The 16,225-nt window shown below is 52.8% G+C and carries 10 protein-coding genes; 1 reads left to right on the plus strand and 9 read right to left on the minus strand.

Going from position 1 to position 16,225, the window contains the following annotated elements; genetic code table 11:
* Window positions 1-156: 156 nt before the first annotated feature.
* From ACO05M_RS17485 to ACO05M_RS17520, 8 genes are all read right to left on the minus strand, one after another.
* The gene (locus ACO05M_RS17485; RefSeq protein WP_421865877.1) at window positions 157-4,443 is read right to left on the minus strand and encodes a PAS domain S-box protein; all 4,287 of its coding nucleotides are present in this window, start codon (window positions 4,441-4,443) and stop codon (window positions 157-159) included.
* A gap of 192 nt (window positions 4,444-4,635) precedes the next feature.
* On the minus strand, window positions 4,636-7,077 hold the full coding sequence (locus tag ACO05M_RS17490; protein WP_421865879.1) for an ATP-binding protein: 2,442 nt from the start codon (window positions 7,075-7,077) through the stop codon (window positions 4,636-4,638).
* Window positions 7,074-7,664 (minus strand): SpoIIE family protein phosphatase, encoded by a 591-nt coding sequence (locus tag ACO05M_RS17495; RefSeq protein ID WP_421865881.1) that lies wholly within the window; start codon window positions 7,662-7,664, stop codon window positions 7,074-7,076. Before ACO05M_RS17495 ends, ACO05M_RS17490 begins: the two co-directional genes overlap by 4 nt.
* Window positions 7,651-8,160, minus strand: a complete 510-nt coding sequence (locus ACO05M_RS17500) for an anti-sigma regulatory factor (RefSeq protein WP_421865883.1) — start codon at window positions 8,158-8,160, stop codon at window positions 7,651-7,653. Before ACO05M_RS17500 ends, ACO05M_RS17495 begins: the two co-directional genes overlap by 14 nt.
* Window positions 8,096-8,491, minus strand: coding sequence for an STAS domain-containing protein (locus tag ACO05M_RS17505; RefSeq protein ID WP_421865886.1), 396 nt, complete (start codon window positions 8,489-8,491; stop codon window positions 8,096-8,098). Before ACO05M_RS17505 ends, ACO05M_RS17500 begins: the two co-directional genes overlap by 65 nt.
* Before the next feature lie 49 nt (window positions 8,492-8,540).
* A complete protein-coding gene (locus ACO05M_RS17510; RefSeq protein WP_421865890.1) occupies window positions 8,541-8,960 on the minus strand; it encodes an STAS domain-containing protein in 420 nt (139 codons plus the stop codon).
* A gap of 92 nt (window positions 8,961-9,052) precedes the next feature.
* The gene (locus ACO05M_RS17515; protein ID WP_421865892.1) at window positions 9,053-10,255 is read right to left on the minus strand and encodes an EAL domain-containing response regulator; all 1,203 of its coding nucleotides are present in this window, start codon (window positions 10,253-10,255) and stop codon (window positions 9,053-9,055) included.
* A 391-nt stretch (window positions 10,256-10,646) separates the two neighbouring features.
* The gene (locus ACO05M_RS17520; protein WP_421870790.1) at window positions 10,647-11,795 is read right to left on the minus strand and encodes a response regulator; all 1,149 of its coding nucleotides are present in this window, start codon (window positions 11,793-11,795) and stop codon (window positions 10,647-10,649) included.
* 1,138 nt (window positions 11,796-12,933) lie between these two features.
* Between ACO05M_RS17520 and ACO05M_RS17525 the strand changes: the two genes are divergently transcribed.
* Window positions 12,934-15,117, plus strand: a complete 2,184-nt coding sequence (locus ACO05M_RS17525) for an alkaline phosphatase family protein (RefSeq protein WP_421865895.1) — start codon at window positions 12,934-12,936, stop codon at window positions 15,115-15,117.
* Window positions 15,118-15,178: 61 nt separating this feature from the next.
* On the opposite strand, the gene ACO05M_RS17530 is transcribed toward ACO05M_RS17525, so the two are convergent.
* Window positions 15,179-16,198 carry a deoxyribonuclease II family protein gene (locus tag ACO05M_RS17530; RefSeq protein ID WP_421865898.1) on the minus strand — a complete coding sequence of 340 codons (1,020 nt, stop codon included), beginning with the start codon at window positions 16,196-16,198 and terminating at the stop codon, window positions 15,179-15,181.
* Between the last annotated feature and the right edge of the window lie 27 nt (window positions 16,199-16,225).

Below are 16,225 nucleotides of genomic sequence, written 5' to 3' on the forward strand. Positions count from 1 at the left end.
GTGCACTGACGCTCGGCAAAACGGCGATCCACTTCGAAATGTCGGACCGCCCGAACCGCAAAAACTGATAGTACAGTCGGCCGCAGTTGGGACAGAGATTCGACGGACTCCAGTTATATAGTTCGCTGACAGGGCCTGTCGTTCGAGCGAGGCGCATTAGATTTCCTGACGATAGGTGTCTATCCAGTCGCTAACCCGTTCGAACTGCTGCTGGAGCCGTTCAATATCCTGCGCAGGCAATTCGAGACCTTGTTTTCCAGCCTGCTCCAAGGTAAAGCTGATATCCGCCAAACCGTTGGCACCGACCATACGAGCCGACGACTTGAGTTTATGGGCTTGTGCAGCCACCTCTTCCAGATCACTCCTAGCCTGAGCTACGCTGATGATCTCCACCAACGCCCCCCCGGATTTTAGGAAGTCCTCGTAAAACTCAAGCAACAGCTCCGGCTCGTCACTACCCAATACTTCGACAAGCTGCGAAGGCTCTACCGGACATTGATCGCTATTGGTGCTCTGCTCCTGAGCATCCAAGCTCTGTTTGAGGAGTGGGCTGGGCATCCACTTGGCCAGTGTGGATTGGAGACTACTTAGCTTCATTGGTTTGGTCAGGTAGTCATCCATGCCCGCCTCCAAGCAAGACGTATCCACCCCCTTCAAGGCATCAGCAGTGATCGCAATGATAGGAATCCGCTGGCCGTCGGACTCCTGCTCGCGGATTGTCTGAGCCAACGTGTAGCCATCCATGTTTGGCATATGACAATCAGTCAGCACCAGAGCATATTTACCGCTACGCCACATCCTAAGCGCCTCAACACCATCATCTGCGAAATCGGCCACATAACCCAACATCCCCAACTGCTGATAAATAACTTTCTGGTTGATGGAGTGATCCTCAGCAACCAGAATCAGCTGGCCTGCTTGCTGTGCCTCGTCGACACTCATCAACGTTAAGGCTGTATCCGCCGTAATGAGTGAATCGACGGGCTTAGTGGACTCCCAACCCAGACTGGCAGCTACGGCATTGAGTAACTGGCTGCGGCGGGCCATGTTCAGGTCCAGCGTCGTGCCATCGTCTCCGTCAGAGCGAGGATGACGGCGATTACCGCGCTGGAGCATGACGAAGCGCAATGGACCGATATCACCGGCTTGACGCAGTTGATCGCGCAACCCCTTGGCAGCGTTAGGATCACTACGGCTGTCGATCAACACCACCTGTTGCGAGCTGTCGGTGAACCAATTACGGGCCTGTTCAAGCGCCTTGGCAGACGCCGCTGTTTCGACGTCAGCGCCGGCTTGACGCAGGCATTCACTTAATAGCCAGCCGGCGCGCTCCTGATCGGTAACCAGGAGCGCTCGGACCCCTGCCAGCTCAGAAGGCTCTGGAGGATCCGGATGGTCTTTATCCCGCTCGAGGGTCAGATGGATGATGAATTGCGAGCCCTGGTCCGGGCTGCTCTGCAGCTCAATGACTCCGTCCATCAACTCCACCAGACGTTGACAGATTACCAATCCAAGCCCAGTACCTCCGAATCGTCGGGTGGTGGAGTCTTCGCCTTGAGAAAAAGCTTGAAACAGCCGGGATTTAACTTCAGGTGTCATTCCGACGCCATTATCGTGCACGCATAAACGGATATTGACGTGATCTGGATCGTAGCTTTCCATCTGGGCTAAGATTTCCACCTGGCGCAACCGCTCCTGCACTTCGCGGGTGAACTTGATGGCATTACCCACGAAGTTGTACAGCAGCTGCTGCAGACGCACGGCATCACCTAGCAGCTTAGGTATCTGCCTATCGCAAAAGATCAGTAGATCGACCTCATTGCTGGTCGCCAACGAACGCAGCGATTCACCCACGCTGTCAACGACCTCATCCAGATATATCGGCGCACTCTCTAATTGCAGACCACCAGCCTCAATTTTGGAGAAATCCAGAATATCGTCGATTACGTGGGTAAGAATGAACGATGACTCTTGAATCGAGCGAATCATCTCCCGTTGATTGTCGTTAATACTGGTGTTGGCCAGCACATCGATCATACCCACGACGCCGTTTAACGGAGTACGGATCTCATGGCTCATGGTGGCAAGAAAAGCGGATTTAGCCCGATTGGCCTGCTCGGCCTGCTCTCTCGCGTAAATCAATTCAACCTGCTCAGACTTACGCTGGGTAATATCCTGGCCGAAGGCAACCAGCATATTTGGCTGCTTGACCCCATTACCTTTTTGAGCGTGGTACATGATGGTTATCTCTACGTCGAGATCTCGACCATCTTGTGTCCGCAGAGTGGTTTCGAATCGGGCCCAACCACGCTCTCTGATCTGCTCCGATCGCTGTAGAAATCGAGCCTTGTCGTAGTTGGGGTCGATATCCATGACGGACATGGTCAAGAGATCTTCGCGGCTATATCCCAGAAAACGGCAGGCCTCATCACTGACTCGTAGTAATCGAGCACTCTGGGCGTCAATCCAATACTGAGCGAAACCGGTTTGCTCCAGCGCTCTATTTGTGAGCTTGAGTACCTGATTAACCGCTTCCACCGCCTCTTTTTTACTCACCGCCTGCAGCTCCGAATTCACCCGGTCAGTAATATCCGTGTAGGTGATCAGCACTAGACGTCTATTGAGGTTAGTGATCGATGTACAGCACATACGGAGCCAGCGACTTGCATCCTGAGAGTGATACCTGTACTCGATTTCGAAGTGATCTAGTTCTCCCTGGACTAATTTCACTAGTTGTTCACAAGCCGATTGGTCCGGTATCGCCTTGCCTATTCCTCTACGCTGCAGGTAATCGATATAGTTTTTCCCCAGATACTCCCCTTCTCCTCCGAGTTCAATACCCAATGAGGATTCACGCCAGGCGCGGTTAGAGAAGATGATGTTGCCGGTGTAGTCCAGCACCGTGATCTGATCGGCGAGAGAGTCGAGTACATTTCGATTGAAATTACGTTCGCGCTGCAGCTGTGATTGGGTCTCCTTACGCTCAGTGATATCGCGGATAACTCCGGTGTAATAGGCGCCGTGATCCAAACGGAGGTTCGCAACACTCAACTCGAGCGGGAAGCAGCTTCCGTCGGCACGACGTCCCTCCACCTCGCGACCGATACCGAGAATTTTGGCGTCTCCGGTCTGTTTATAGTTACGCAGATACTGATCGTGCTCACGATGGTAAGGCTCGGGCATCAACACATTGACATTTTTGCCGATCAGTTCAGAGCGAAGGTAGCCGAAGGTTGATTCAACGGCACTGTTGACCCGTTCGATAATCCCGTCTTCGTCGATAACAACAATACCGTCGACGGTGGATTCAAAAATCGCTTCTAGACGCTGCTCGGCGGCTTGCAGGTCCCGACGACCTGACGAAAAAATGTACACCAGAATCAGTAGACCCAGTGACGCAACACCAGCTGCAACCAGTACCAAAATTCGACTCAGACGCCTTAATTCAAAAGCCTCGGCAAGGTTTTGCTGGCTGATCATCCCGATATCCAGCTGGTGGTTCCATGTCCAGGCAGCGACTACCGGTACGCCCCGGTAATCGGGATAACCTTCCAGATTCGAGCCGGCGTTTCCGGTTATTGCGTTTCGGGCCGTAAAGATCAATGGGCGATCGGTTGAGGCCGGCAGAACAGCGTCCGGCTGAGTCAGGTCGACTTCCGGATCCTTCAGGATAACGCGGTGAGCACTGGACTCATTCGGTGCCAGCAAACCGACAGCCCGAAGTTGCTCATCAAACCGGCTTTCATTGAGCATTAGTCCCTGACGGTCAAAAATATAGGTTTCCCCGGTTTTGCCCAGGCGCCGTCGGTCCAGCAATGAAAACAGCGTTTCTTTGGGATCAATCCGCAGGGTTAGCAGGGCAATAATCCGACCCTCGGCATTACGGATCGGCGCCCCCGAAAACAGTGACAGGTCTTTGATTGGGGAGTCCGTCTCATTACCTGTCGAAAGTGGAACATCAGAAAACTGTACGTGGCTGACCGAGCTCTTCCCGGCCCACAGCGTACCGAGCAATCTGGGTTGCTCGGTTAACAGGTTACGGACAGCAAGATTGGTATTGCGAGAAGAGGCAATATTGGAGTTGCTCGGGTCAATGACGAAAAAGCCACGGTATTTCTGATCTGGCAATTGCTCGGCAATCAGTGCTCGTAACGCTAACAGCTCCGGAGCAGACTTTAGAATCGACGCCTGAACGGGCCGTTGCAACAGCGCCTGGACGTAATCCACCAGATCTGGGTGACCGGCCAGATTCACGGCCACCTGCTTTTCACCTTCAACCCAGATGTCCAACGCTTCCGCGCTGCTTTGAAGAAGCGTTGAAAGGGTATTCTCAACCATACTGGAGTAGCGGCGCTCAAACGTTGAGATAGCCATCGCAGCCAGAGCAATCAGAGCAATCAGAGCGACAAACAAGGCGAAGCGTTCACGAAAGCTTAAGGCCACCCAAGGAACGTACTGAGAGTATCGTTTTAATCCCACGCTATCGCCTATTTATCTCGTAAACTGGAACGATTCCCGGGCCTCTGATCGACCTATAACGGTGTAATCGGCATGACTCATCGAAAGCCCTTGTGCTTGACATATCGCGGCTCACTTCTTTAACCCAGCTTTGTAACCCTCAGGCAAAGCCCAACATTACTGCCGCTTCCCTACCTGAAGGTACTTCTTTATACGAGACTCGGTACTCTCAATGCACATCGGTAGCATCAAAAAGTTATGGGTGATTTCCTCCTGTTGATTACGGGTACAGGCGTTCTCGAGTTCCGCGCAGAGGTCTCCCAGAGGCATAGCACCTACCGAACGAGAGGCAGATTTGAGCTTGTGAGCAATGCTTCCCAGCTTGCGGGAATCCTGCTGCTGGTAAAGTGCTTCGATCTGAAAGTTCTCGGTGTGGAGCATAGCCAGGTAATCGGTAAGCAACTCGTTGATCGTTTCCGGATCATCGCCGACCAACTCCATCAAGAAGGCAACATCCCAGATGGAGTTAGCATTGTCTTTGTTAAGCTCTAATTCGTTTGCAGAGGATGCCGGAGAACCGTTAGCAGCAGGTAGCCAGTTGCCAAGAGCTTGCTCCAGCTGATTGAGTTGGATCGGTTTAGTGAGGTAATCGTCGATGCCGACCTCGCGAGCGCGGACCGACTCCCCGCGCAGTGCATTAGCTGTGAGAGCCAGGATCGGCAGATGCGTTGTGGAGGGTTCGTCACTGCGGATCGCTTTGGCCAGTTGGTAACCGTCAAGTTTGGGCATATGAAGGTCAGTCAGCAGTAGTGCATAATCCCCCTCACGCCAAAGCTGCAGCGCTTGTTCACCGTCTTCGGCCACTTCGGCGGCATAACCAAGCAGACTCAACTGCTGAAGAATGACCTTTCGATTTACGAAGTCGTCCTCGGCGATAAGGATCAAGCGGCCTTCTGCTCTGGCATTGGCGATGGAGGGTGGTGCAGCCCGTACACCGTCATCCATCTGCTCGTCCAGATCCATAAAAATATCCGGGGAGGCTCTACCCGCCGCCACTGCAACGGCCCGCAGCAGAGCAGAGCGGCAGAGCACCGAGCAGTCCAGCGTGACCATACCGGACTGATCCTGATGGGGCCGGGCACGCACCCCCTGGGTTAGCAGTAGCAAATACCCGATACAATCCAGATTGGCCTCGGCACGATCCTGCACGTGCGAAGAGGGGGTTCGAGCCTCCAGGTCATGAATGATAACCGGGTGGGGGGACGCTACCCGTTCGCACAGTGCGAAGGCCTCGTCCTGATCAGACACTTGAAAGACATCAGCACCGGCGTGCTCTAGATAGACTCGGATATCACCGGATCTAGCGGAGGAGCTGGAGATGAGAATACAGTCCAGATTGTTCAATACCACCGGTGCCTTGGCCGTTGCCTCTTCAGAAACTTCAAAAGGCAAAGTAACGGTGAAGACAGTCCCTTCGCCCAGAGTGCTGGCCACTGAAATTTCACCGTGCATCAGGTCGATCAGGCGCTTGCTGATTGCCAACCCAAGCCCGGTACCGCCGAATCGTCGAGTGGTTGAGCTTTCTCCCTGTTGGAAGGAGTTGAACAGAGTGCTGAGAGTCTCCGGCGTCATGCCGATGCCGTTATCGGCGATGCTGAAATCCAGATGCAGCGGATCGGTGTTAGCGATATCGACTCGTACTACGACTTTTCCCTGCCGATCCTTATCACTGCTGAACTTAATTGCGTTTCCGACCAGGTTATAAAGAATCTGCCTCAACCGCGTAGAATCGGACAATACCTGCTCGGGTACTTGCGGATCGACAAAAAGACTCAAATCCACCTCTTTACCCTGGGCAACCGGACGGAGTGAGATGCAGATCCCCTCTACGACGTCCCAAACCGAAACGTCGGTATGCTCAAGATCCAGATGGCCAGCCTCAATTTTGGAAAAGTCTAGAATATCGTCGATGATCCGTAACAGGGAAAAGGCGGAGTCGCGGATTGTGGCAACCGAGTCGGCCTGGAGATTATCAAGCTGGGTAGTAGAAAGAACTTCCGCCATCCCAACAATTCCGTTCATAGGTGTGCGGATCTCGTGGCTCATAGCGGCCAAAAAAGCCGATTTAGCTTTGTTGGCTGCGGCCTCGGCATCGCGAGCCTGCATCAGTTCCTGCATCAGTTCCTCCTCGCTCCGGTAGGCCAGAATGTCTCTGGCCTGCTCCAGGAGCGCGTCGGAAACGAAAGAGCTACTCAAAGAAAGCGGCATCGACATTCGCGCGTGGATTATCTGACCCTCGTTACTGATCTCAAGGAGAGGGAAAACCCTCTCCAATTGCTCCCGGTCTACGGGAAGGCTGTCGGATCTCGCACTGTATTTGAGCGTTAGATCATGGCCGGTAGTTGTCGAGGTTATGCTGAACTGGATGTTTGGGTTACTGCCGTAAATCTGGGCACGAGAAAGTTCCGATAGCGTCGATACCACACGGCTGATATCGATATCACCAAGACCCAGACAGCGGGCCATATCCTCAGCCCGATTACAGCTATGGCGTATCATCTCCCGGTTGCCTAGATCAAGGTCGCCCAGTACGTAATCGGCGTTTTCAATAAGATTCATGCTGCAGCTCCGCGGCGAACGACGATACAGCTGGCATCATCGGTATCCTTGCCAAAGCGCTCGACTAGTTCGGTGGCGATGTTTTTGGCGTCACCCCCCTTCGTATTGGTAAACAAGGTTTCGAGATCTCTGGAATGCACCCCATCGCTGCACAGCACCAGCAGCTCCCCCAATCTCAACCTCGTGTGCTCTTGGCGAACGCTCGGCATTATCTGGCCCAATAATCCTGATCGGGAGATCAGAGTTCGTCCCGCACGCCCGAGAGTACACGCGTAGATGTTACCGACACCGGCAAAATTCAACTCACCACTGCTAGCATCCAGCAATGCCAGCCCGGCGACAGCTCCACGAGAGTAACGAATATGCCGATGCAACCCTTGCAGCAATCCGGTCAGGTCTTCATCCAACAAGTGGGATCGCAGATACTCCCCGCATTCAACAGCCAAAGCATGGGCCTTGGGACCATGCCCGGCAACATCGATTAACCCCAGAAAGAGCTGTTCACCATGCTGCTCAATGACCGCCAAGTCGCCAGATTGCGCCTCTCCAGGAAAGGGCCGGCAAAGCGCAAAACTATCGAGGTTCATGAGTTCCAAGTCCCCATTTCGTGGCGACGATACAGGTGCCTTTGCCTGGGGTGGAGTCGATGGTCATTTCATCCATCAGTCGTGATACCCCGCCAAGCCCAAGCCCCAGGCTGCTGAACCTAGGCCGGGTCGTGTAACCGTCCACAAGAGCCCGCTGAATATCGGCGATTCCCGGCCCCCGGTCACTGGCAGTGATTCGTACTCCCTTGCAGCCAGCCTGCTCAACAGTCTGAATAGTCATCGTCCCTCCGCCGGCATGAATCAGAATATTGTTGCCAAGCTCATAGATGGCCGTTGCCATCATCTGAATCTGAACCTGGGTCAGACCTGAGGATCGACCGAAGGCTGCAGCCGAGCTTGCCGCAACATCGTTATCGTGAAATACCGTCAGGTCGATCTCTGCTTCTTCCTGAACCTGGGTTTCGTAAACCTCAGCGCCCATTAGAGGAGGACGACAGATGAGCAGATGATTTGGATAGTGCCGTTCGTGCATCATCGATACTCCGCTCAAAAACCAAGCCTCTGCAATCTAGATCCAAGGCAATGATCGAAGCCGCCACCCCTGGGTTGATGCCTGAGATACGGGATCTAATTCCCAGTAGCGATGCCATTCTGCTTGTATCCACCAGTGTACGGACAAAGAGTGAATCGATACTCGAAACAGTACCAAGATCCAGAATTAACCCTTTGGCATCGCTTTGTTTGAGCCGCAAAATCAGCGCCTGTTGCAGGGCCTGCAAATAGTCCTCATCCCAATCTCCCGAGACCGAAACCACCAGCGAGCTTTCCATCAACGTCATAGCTGTCAAGGAAGGGGTTAGAGACACCTAATCCTCCCGCTGATCAGAGTTAAGCCCCGAAACCGAAAAGTTGACTTCATTCGCTTCGGACTCGCTCAATCGGCTTAATTTCGTGACCTGTCTTTGTCAATGCCACCTGCAGGGCATCTTTGATGGTAGATGACGTCGTGGTATTGCCTAGATCAACGCCTAAATGAACCATAGTTTGGGCGATTTCCGGTGAAATTCCTGAAATCACCATTTCACACCCCATTAAGCGGGTGGCCTGCCCCATCTTTATCAGGTGATTGGCTACGGCAGTATCAATTACCGAAACTCCAAGAATATCCAAAATGACTGCTCTAGCACCGTTATCGAGTATCTTGCTCAGAACTCGATCCATCATCAGCTGGGTTCGTCTCGAGTCCAGCGTTCCTTGAGCTGCGACAAACAGAATCTTGTCCCAGATTATGTTTACCGCGATGCCTTCTTCGGCTTGAATACCGTCGCTTATCATTTGATACCCCTAATTGATTATTGAACGAATCATTCTGTAGATTCGGTAATTTGAAGTCACAACAGGTATGAGATCCATCGCTTCGACTTAGATCAGTGAGCAAGTCCTAATAAACTTTTGCTCCGCTCTTTCCACGTACCTATCCAGTTTTCCAGTTCAGATGCCAGCATCGGTTTACCGATATAAAAGCCCTGTGCCAAATCACACTCTGTTGTCCGCAGAAACGCCCAATCATTGGCATCTTCCACACCCTCAGCGACAGAACGGATCCCCAACTTTTTGGCCATACCCAGGCTCGCTTCAAAAATCGCCTTTTCAGAACCTTCACGGTATGCACCATGGACAAAGCCCCGGTCAATCTTCAGCTCGTCGAAGGGCATATCGCGTAACTGCACCAGAGATGAGTGACCGGTCCCAAAATCGTCGATAGAAAGACCGGTGTTTTTCAGCCGTAAACGGGTGAAGATGTCCAGTGAGGCTTGGCGATCCTGCATCAGCCTACTCTCCGTAACTTCAAGGATCAGGCTCGATAGGGGAGCCTCAAACGCTTTGGCAACTGCTTCGAGACGATCTGGAAAATCCAATGAAGTCACATTGTCCATGGAAATATTCACGGCCACATGAAAACTCAGCCCTGCGTCCTTCCATTGCCGGATCTGGTGCAGAGCGTTGCTGAGTACACATTCAGTAAGATCATTGATCAGACCATGCTGCTCAGCTACCGAGATAAATTGATTGGGAAAAACCAGGCCGTCGGTGGGGTGCTGCCAGCGCACCAGGGTTTCGACGCCTGTCATGCGACCGGTTGTGACTTCAATCTTGGGTTGGTAGAAATTAACGAGCTCGTTTTGAGTGAGGGCACGTTTCAGCTCTTTATGAGAGTAGATCTTTAAATCATCACGAGAACCGCCAAGCATAGGAGGTAGCTTCGCATTCAGTATGCTACGCAACGTGTGTGGCTTAACGGGTTTTTGCAAGCAGCCAAGAATATTGAGTTGGTAGGTGTCGGCTAGTCTTTGTGCACTTTGCAGAATGCGATTGTCTTCGCCGCTGACCAGCACCAAGCTACCGCGATAGCCGTGATGTGCGAGGTGGCGGACAAACTCGATACCGTCCATCTCTGGCATCTGCAGGTCGCAGAATACAAGGGTATCGACGTGGGCATCACCGACTAACTGCGACAATGCTTCGCTGGCGCGTTGGAACAGGTCGATCTTTCTAAAGCCAAGCATCGACAATTGCCGGGAAAATAGCTTGAGGACGAATGGATCGTCATCAATCACCAGCACTTTCATTACTACCTCCTTGTAGCACCGACTTCCGCCACAAACCCCTCATCAGCTAGCTCTTTTATCGTAGGCTCTCCCTAAGAGTACGGGAATCGACTTGGATAACGGGCTGACTAAGTGCAAATGACCGATACCTGTGTACTCATCAGTCTAAGTCCCTTTTCTTCAAGAGACCCTTATTCAAAACTAACCAATTAAATGGCTCACGGTGTTGCTCCTTGATTAGGATAGCACCGAATAACCCTCCTGCAGGGACGACCAAGGTATGTTGGACTAATGAGCTATTATTATCTGCACTCAAATAGCAGATATAAACCACTGCTGGTGCTCAATCACTAAATGACTATATGTCACTGTACTCACTATCTTCAGTAGCACCGGCGCGAGGTGTGCTGAGTTAAAGACTAAGAGTGTGATTCAGTTTTCCCAACAACACTTTCTCGTTGATTGGCTTAACGACAAAATCACAGGCGCCAGCGGCAATTCCATCCTTAACCATCTTACGCTCTGCCCGTCCACTGGCGATCACAATGGGTATTTCCTTGAATCGCTTTTCCTGTTTGATTCGACGGGTAGCCTCTATGCCGTCGATATCCGGTAGCATAATGTCCATCAGAATCAGGTCGGGTAGCTGTTGGTTAAGATGCCGCAGCGCTGTGTAGCCATCTTCGGCAAATACTATTTTAAAGCCTGCCTTACTCAGGACGTGCTGGTAGACACGGCGAACGAACTCATCGTCTTCAACTACCAAGATCAACCGCTGCCGTTTCGGTTGCACTTGATGATTTATTTTGTCGAGCTGAGCCCGAGCCTCCTGTTCGAATTGATTGAGCCAGTCGCTCAGCGTGCCTTCGGTGAGAGATTGTCGTTTCAGTTCATGCAGACGCCCTTTGAAAGCATCTAAATGTTGGCCGACACTCGATTCATCCACCAGCTGGATAGCACCGTCAAATTGTCGCTGAACGATTAATTGATGCAGCGCTTCTAATTCCGTATCCATCTGCTTTGACAGTTGATCAGCCGACCGCTCACTTTCTCGCTCCAAGTTCCTTGCAGCATCCACCGCGCTGGACACCAAGTTCTCCATAGTGCTGAGTTCGTTCCGAGCAGATTGGAAAATGGGGCCGGCAGCTCCAGCTTCCGAATGAAGCCGGTTGCGTTCCAGTGCTTGATCGATCGATAACTTTATCTGGTTGGGGTCGAGCAGTGGACGAAATGCCACATAATGATCAAAAACCCTTTTACGACAAAGCTCATAGGCAAGGTCTGTTTCTTTCGAACTGCAAAGGACCACAGTTTGGTGAGGAATTATCGCTGCAGCATTGTCCTGACTACGAAACAGACCCAAGTAGAAGCGCTCAGCAGCACTGATCTCTGAAAACGCCATCATCAGCACTGCAGGAGTTAGCTGAACAAAGGCGGAAGCGGCTTCGTCAGGGTTGGTCTCGAAAACCACATCCTGATATTCAGAATCCAGGATATGGCGCAGGACATCCGTATCACCAACCTCGGCGACAACTACCATGATGGTGGGGGCAGACTCCATTTCACCCACGAGAGTAACTCCTTTATCTCTATGACGACGGTGACGCTACAAGGCCTAAAGATGGCCAACTAGGTACCCTACAAACTGCAGTTACAGTTGCAAACTGCGCCCGCGCAGACACTCTCTAATAATATAGAACGTCAATTGGCATCCTGTTCAGTTTGATGAGATTCAGCGTGAAAATTCACAAACTCTTGGAATCCTATGTCCCTTCATCCATTCTTGAGCTAACAAGCTGTGAATCTATCCTCGCGCTGGATCGATCTCGGCCCCTCCTGTAGCAGTATTTATCCGGAACAACGCAAACAATTGTTCGAACGCGCACTGCAAACGCAGTTTTCAACATAAGTTTGGATAAGCAACGAGGTCAGTCGAGCCGATAACTTATTGAAAGAAAGCCTTTAGGGCGTTCTTCTTGCCATCAAGAAAAACAGGTATCTCGTTCTGTCGAAAGCAAAACAACAGCCACCCCACTAAACATTCGGTCACATCCATTCCTTATTATGACAAGGATCATCACTGTCACTTAAAAGCCACCAACCCACTCGAAACACCCAACCCGTTCCGCTAGGATGCGTTGGACGGAGTGTTGCTTACGGATTGAGAACCCCAGTTTCCCTTAGGCTTCATTCGCAAACGGTAGATGGAGACGCTCGGATGCAGGACGATACCCCGTTTCGCCTTAACCACATCGGTGCCGCCGATGGCGTCAGCTTAGTCTCCCGCACGCACAACAGAAGTCAGATCCCGCCTGCCATACCGCTTTCTTTGTCCTTGAAGACGGCGATTGCTGGTATCTGACACCTGCAAAAAAACAATTAATTCGATTACAGGCCTGGTGATCATATGCTCAATAAAATAATAGAAAACCCTTACCTCAATCTTATCAGCGGACTGATATTGCTGATTACTTCGGGCTATGAAGTCAGCCTATCTTTTAAGGACCACACCATAGGATCCCATCACGGTATTTTCATCTTCAGCATTTTCCAGATAATGAAAACCATCCCCGATATCATGCATGGTTTGAAGAATATTCAAGAGGCGGATTCTATTGTAGAAAGCAAATAATCACTGGGATGTATCGAAAAGGTTTAACCGATTCAATAAGAATATTAATAAAACGAGATTATCCAATATGATGAAATCACCAACGGCATCCAAAAATGATTATTTGATTTCACGTAGTAAAACCAGCTCTTGCTATTGTCTTTATCGGTTCGATCTGAACGCAGACGAACTGCTCAGCCCGGTTCCATTAGGCGCGGATATCCACTTTGATTCTTCCTACCGGATCGCACAGATCGGTGGCTACCTGCTGCAGTGGAGCCCCCTTGATCATCAGGACAATGAGCCGGGTTATCGTTTTGCCCTTTCTGAGTTTCATCCGAACAGCCAAGACCCGTTGAATGGCCCGGTAATCCAGAGCGGTTTCTGGAAGAAGAGCAAATTCTGGGGCCATTACCGCGATCACTACAGCACTAATCCGAATGAGGATCAGCATCTCGACCTCACCCCGATGGCCAGTTTTGTGCTGAATATGATCCCGGCCAAAGGGCGTGGAACCTTCGAATTGTGGAATTTTGATCCCAAGCCTACCGCCCCGGGCCATGCCGACCCGCTGCCCTACCCTTACTCCGGCCAGGGCGGCTTTCCGCTGATCAAGCAGGGACATACGCTGATTCCCATCGGTAACTATGTGCTGGACCGGTTACCGGACGGCCAGGAGTTTCGACTCTGGAGCTTCGACCCGCAGATGCACCCTCCGCTGGCGTTACCCGCCGTGCAGCAGGGCCGCTGGGACAAGATCGATCTAACCCGTGAACTGACCGCGATCGGTGATCACCTGCTGGAGTGGGATTCAAAGCAAGGTGACTACCGGTTATGGAAGTTCGATCCCCATGATGCCGAGGTGCTGATCGGCCCGGTACGTCAGGGCAAACTCCCGTCAGCAATGGGGCCGGACACGATGCTAACCGGATTCCAGGCGCAGATCCCGGTTCAGGACGAATGGGCGGATACGCCGGGCAGCATCGATTTCATGCGTTCGAAGATCAAGCACGTGGTCTACTACATGCTCGAAAGCCGTTCGTTCGACAATGTCTGTGGCTGGCTTTACGAGAATGGCGATTCGGGCTGTCATTACATCGGCTCGCAAGAGCCGTTCGATGGCGCGAGCCTGGATCATTTCAATCTAGACGGTGATAAACCAGTCCATGTCAGTCAGTTCAAAGGGGGTAAGCTCAGCAACGACTGGGATCTGATCGCGGTCGATCAGGACCCCTTCCACGACACCACCGACAACCTACAGCAGATGTTCGCCGAGTCTCCCGGCTACTGGGGGCGTGCCACTCCGGATATGGGTGGGTTCATCCTCAACAACGCCAATCCGCAAGTGATGGAGTCCTTCAGCCCCGAGCAGTTGCCGGTGCTGAACGGTCTGGCGCGCAATTTCGCCGTCTCCGATCGCTGGTTCTGCTCCATCCCCGGTGGCACCGACGTCAACCGGGCGTTTTCGGTGACCGGCTCCGCCTTCAACAAACTCGGCACCTGGGAGGGAGGCAACGCCTACGAATACTGGCCCAAGTTCCCCCATCGGCAATCCGTCTGGAAGGTCCTCTGGAGTCAGGGCATCACCGATTGGAAGATCTACAATGCCATCACCTGGGAGCAACAGGTATTTACCTACCAGTTGTATCTGAAGGGCCAGATTCCCTCGGTCGATGCCGACCCGAGCAAATTCGTGGCTGGACTGGATCAGTTCAAGCAAGACGCCGCCAAGGGCAAGCTACCGGCCTTCAGCTATCTGGAGCCGGTTTGGATCGCCCCTTCCGGCGCCACCTCCTATCACCCGGGCGCCGACCTGGTTCCGGCTGAACAGGCGCTCAACGAGATCTATGAGGCGGTCAGGAACGGTCCTGGCTGGGATGAGACGCTGCTGATCATCACTTTCGACAAGAACAACGGTCTTTACGACCATGTTGCCCCGCCCTACGCCAGAAAGCCCTGGCCCAACGATCTCAACAACGGCTTTGCTTACGACCTGATGGGGCCGCGGGTACCGACTATCGTGGTCTCACCCTGGATCAAGGAGCAGTCCGTATTCAGGGCCGAAGGGGAGACCCCGTTCGACTCCACCTCCTTCGCGGCCACGCTGCTGCAATGGTTCGGCGTGCCCAAGCCCCTCTGGGGCCTGGGCGATCGGATCGATGCCGCGCCCTCGTTCGAAGCGGTGCTGCAGGCTTCGGAGCCGAGAAAGGACGCACCGACCTTAACGGTGCCCTATGATAAGTCGTTCCCGAAAAAGCAGGGCGACAGTTAAATCCGTCGTCGGATCGATCGACAGCCCCGATGCCCTCTTCTCCCGGGGAGAAGGGGGCGGCTCAGGTTGATGCCAGGGTGTGGATCTGTTCCTCGGCGTCGCGTAAAGCCTGCCACAGTTTCGGCTCCTGAAAGCACAGGCTGCCGCCGCCACGCTTCTCTTGGGATACCATCCGGTTGAGGTCGGCAACGCAGACCCAGGGCAGGGCATTATCGCGGTTTTTCAGGGCCGTGGCCCATTTGGCGTGGTCCTTGGTATAGGGCCATTCGTAGGTTGGCGAGGATTCGGCCTGGAGTCGCAGACGCAGCAGGTCTTCGTCATATTCAGCCGAGCGATGATCCTGCATCGGGGTCACGGCTCCCCGGCGCCAGGTCTCGACCACCAGATCGGCATCCAATGTTGGGCCGACCAGATCCAACCAGAAATCCTCGCCCCATTTTCGGCTCTTGGCAATCAGCTGAAACGCCTTGCCGCCTTTAGAGGTGAATTCTAGGCTCGAGGGTTGTCTGGACTCTTGGATACCGATTCCATGGAATAGGCGTGACAGGGGCTCATCTTCTCCCAACGTAGCAGGAAGCCGGGAGCTTTCGGTTAACAGTTGCGGATTTTGCTGCGACAGCATCTGCTCGGCGATCCGGTTGGCGGTTTGGTAGTCGGGCAGCGTGATACAGATGAAGGTCTGCCCAAAAATTTCTTCGTCAGCCGGCAGCGTACACTCGTTATCGGCGGGAAACCTTGGGGTGGAATGCAGCAGGAAGACCGCCGTATCACTGGGCTTATCAAAGGCCAGAATCCCCTTGCAGTGACCCTTCTCCGAACTGTTGCTTTGTGCATCGGTATGTTCGTCGTTGTAGACCAGAAAACCGGCGCTCTCAGGAGCCTGGAAAATCGCCTTGAGGGTATGATCCAGTGCCTGGTTATCCTGATCCAACCCGACGGGTGAGAGAGTCAACCCGGCAGCATCCGGATCGTAGTAGAAGAAGTCAAAACCCCGGTTGTCGTGGGTTCCGGTCCGCTTGGGGGTTTTATAGATAAACCACCAATCCACCGCACTTCCCTGCTGATTCTTCGCTTCCATCATCAAACTGAACTCTTCTTTTTATTTCAA

It is taken from the genome of Motiliproteus sp., assembly GCF_965230735.1.
Lineage (GTDB): Bacteria > Pseudomonadota > Gammaproteobacteria > Pseudomonadales > Balneatricaceae > Motiliproteus.

What these genes read in the sequence shown, in the direction of transcription:
- ACO05M_RS17490 (WP_421865879.1), bottom strand. Translation starts at nt 7,077, where the DNA reads ATGAATCTTATTGAAAACGCCGATTACGTACTGGGCGACCTTGATCTA.
- ACO05M_RS17495 (WP_421865881.1), bottom strand. Translation starts at nt 7,664, where the DNA reads ATGAACCTCGATAGTTTTGCGCTTTGCCGGCCCTTTCCTGGAGAGGCG.
- ACO05M_RS17500 (WP_421865883.1), bottom strand. Translation starts at nt 8,160, where the DNA reads ATGATGCACGAACGGCACTATCCAAATCATCTGCTCATCTGTCGTCCT.
- ACO05M_RS17510 (WP_421865890.1), bottom strand. Translation starts at nt 8,960, where the DNA reads ATGATAAGCGACGGTATTCAAGCCGAAGAAGGCATCGCGGTAAACATA.
- ACO05M_RS17515 (WP_421865892.1), bottom strand. Translation starts at nt 10,255, where the DNA reads ATGAAAGTGCTGGTGATTGATGACGATCCATTCGTCCTCAAGCTATTT.
- ACO05M_RS17520 (WP_421870790.1), bottom strand. Translation starts at nt 11,795, where the DNA reads ATGGAGTCTGCCCCCACCATCATGGTAGTTGTCGCCGAGGTTGGTGAT.
- ACO05M_RS17525 (WP_421865895.1), top strand. Translation starts at nt 12,934, where the DNA reads ATGATGAAATCACCAACGGCATCCAAAAATGATTATTTGATTTCACGT.
- ACO05M_RS17530 (WP_421865898.1), bottom strand. Translation starts at nt 16,198, where the DNA reads ATGATGGAAGCGAAGAATCAGCAGGGAAGTGCGGTGGATTGGTGGTTT.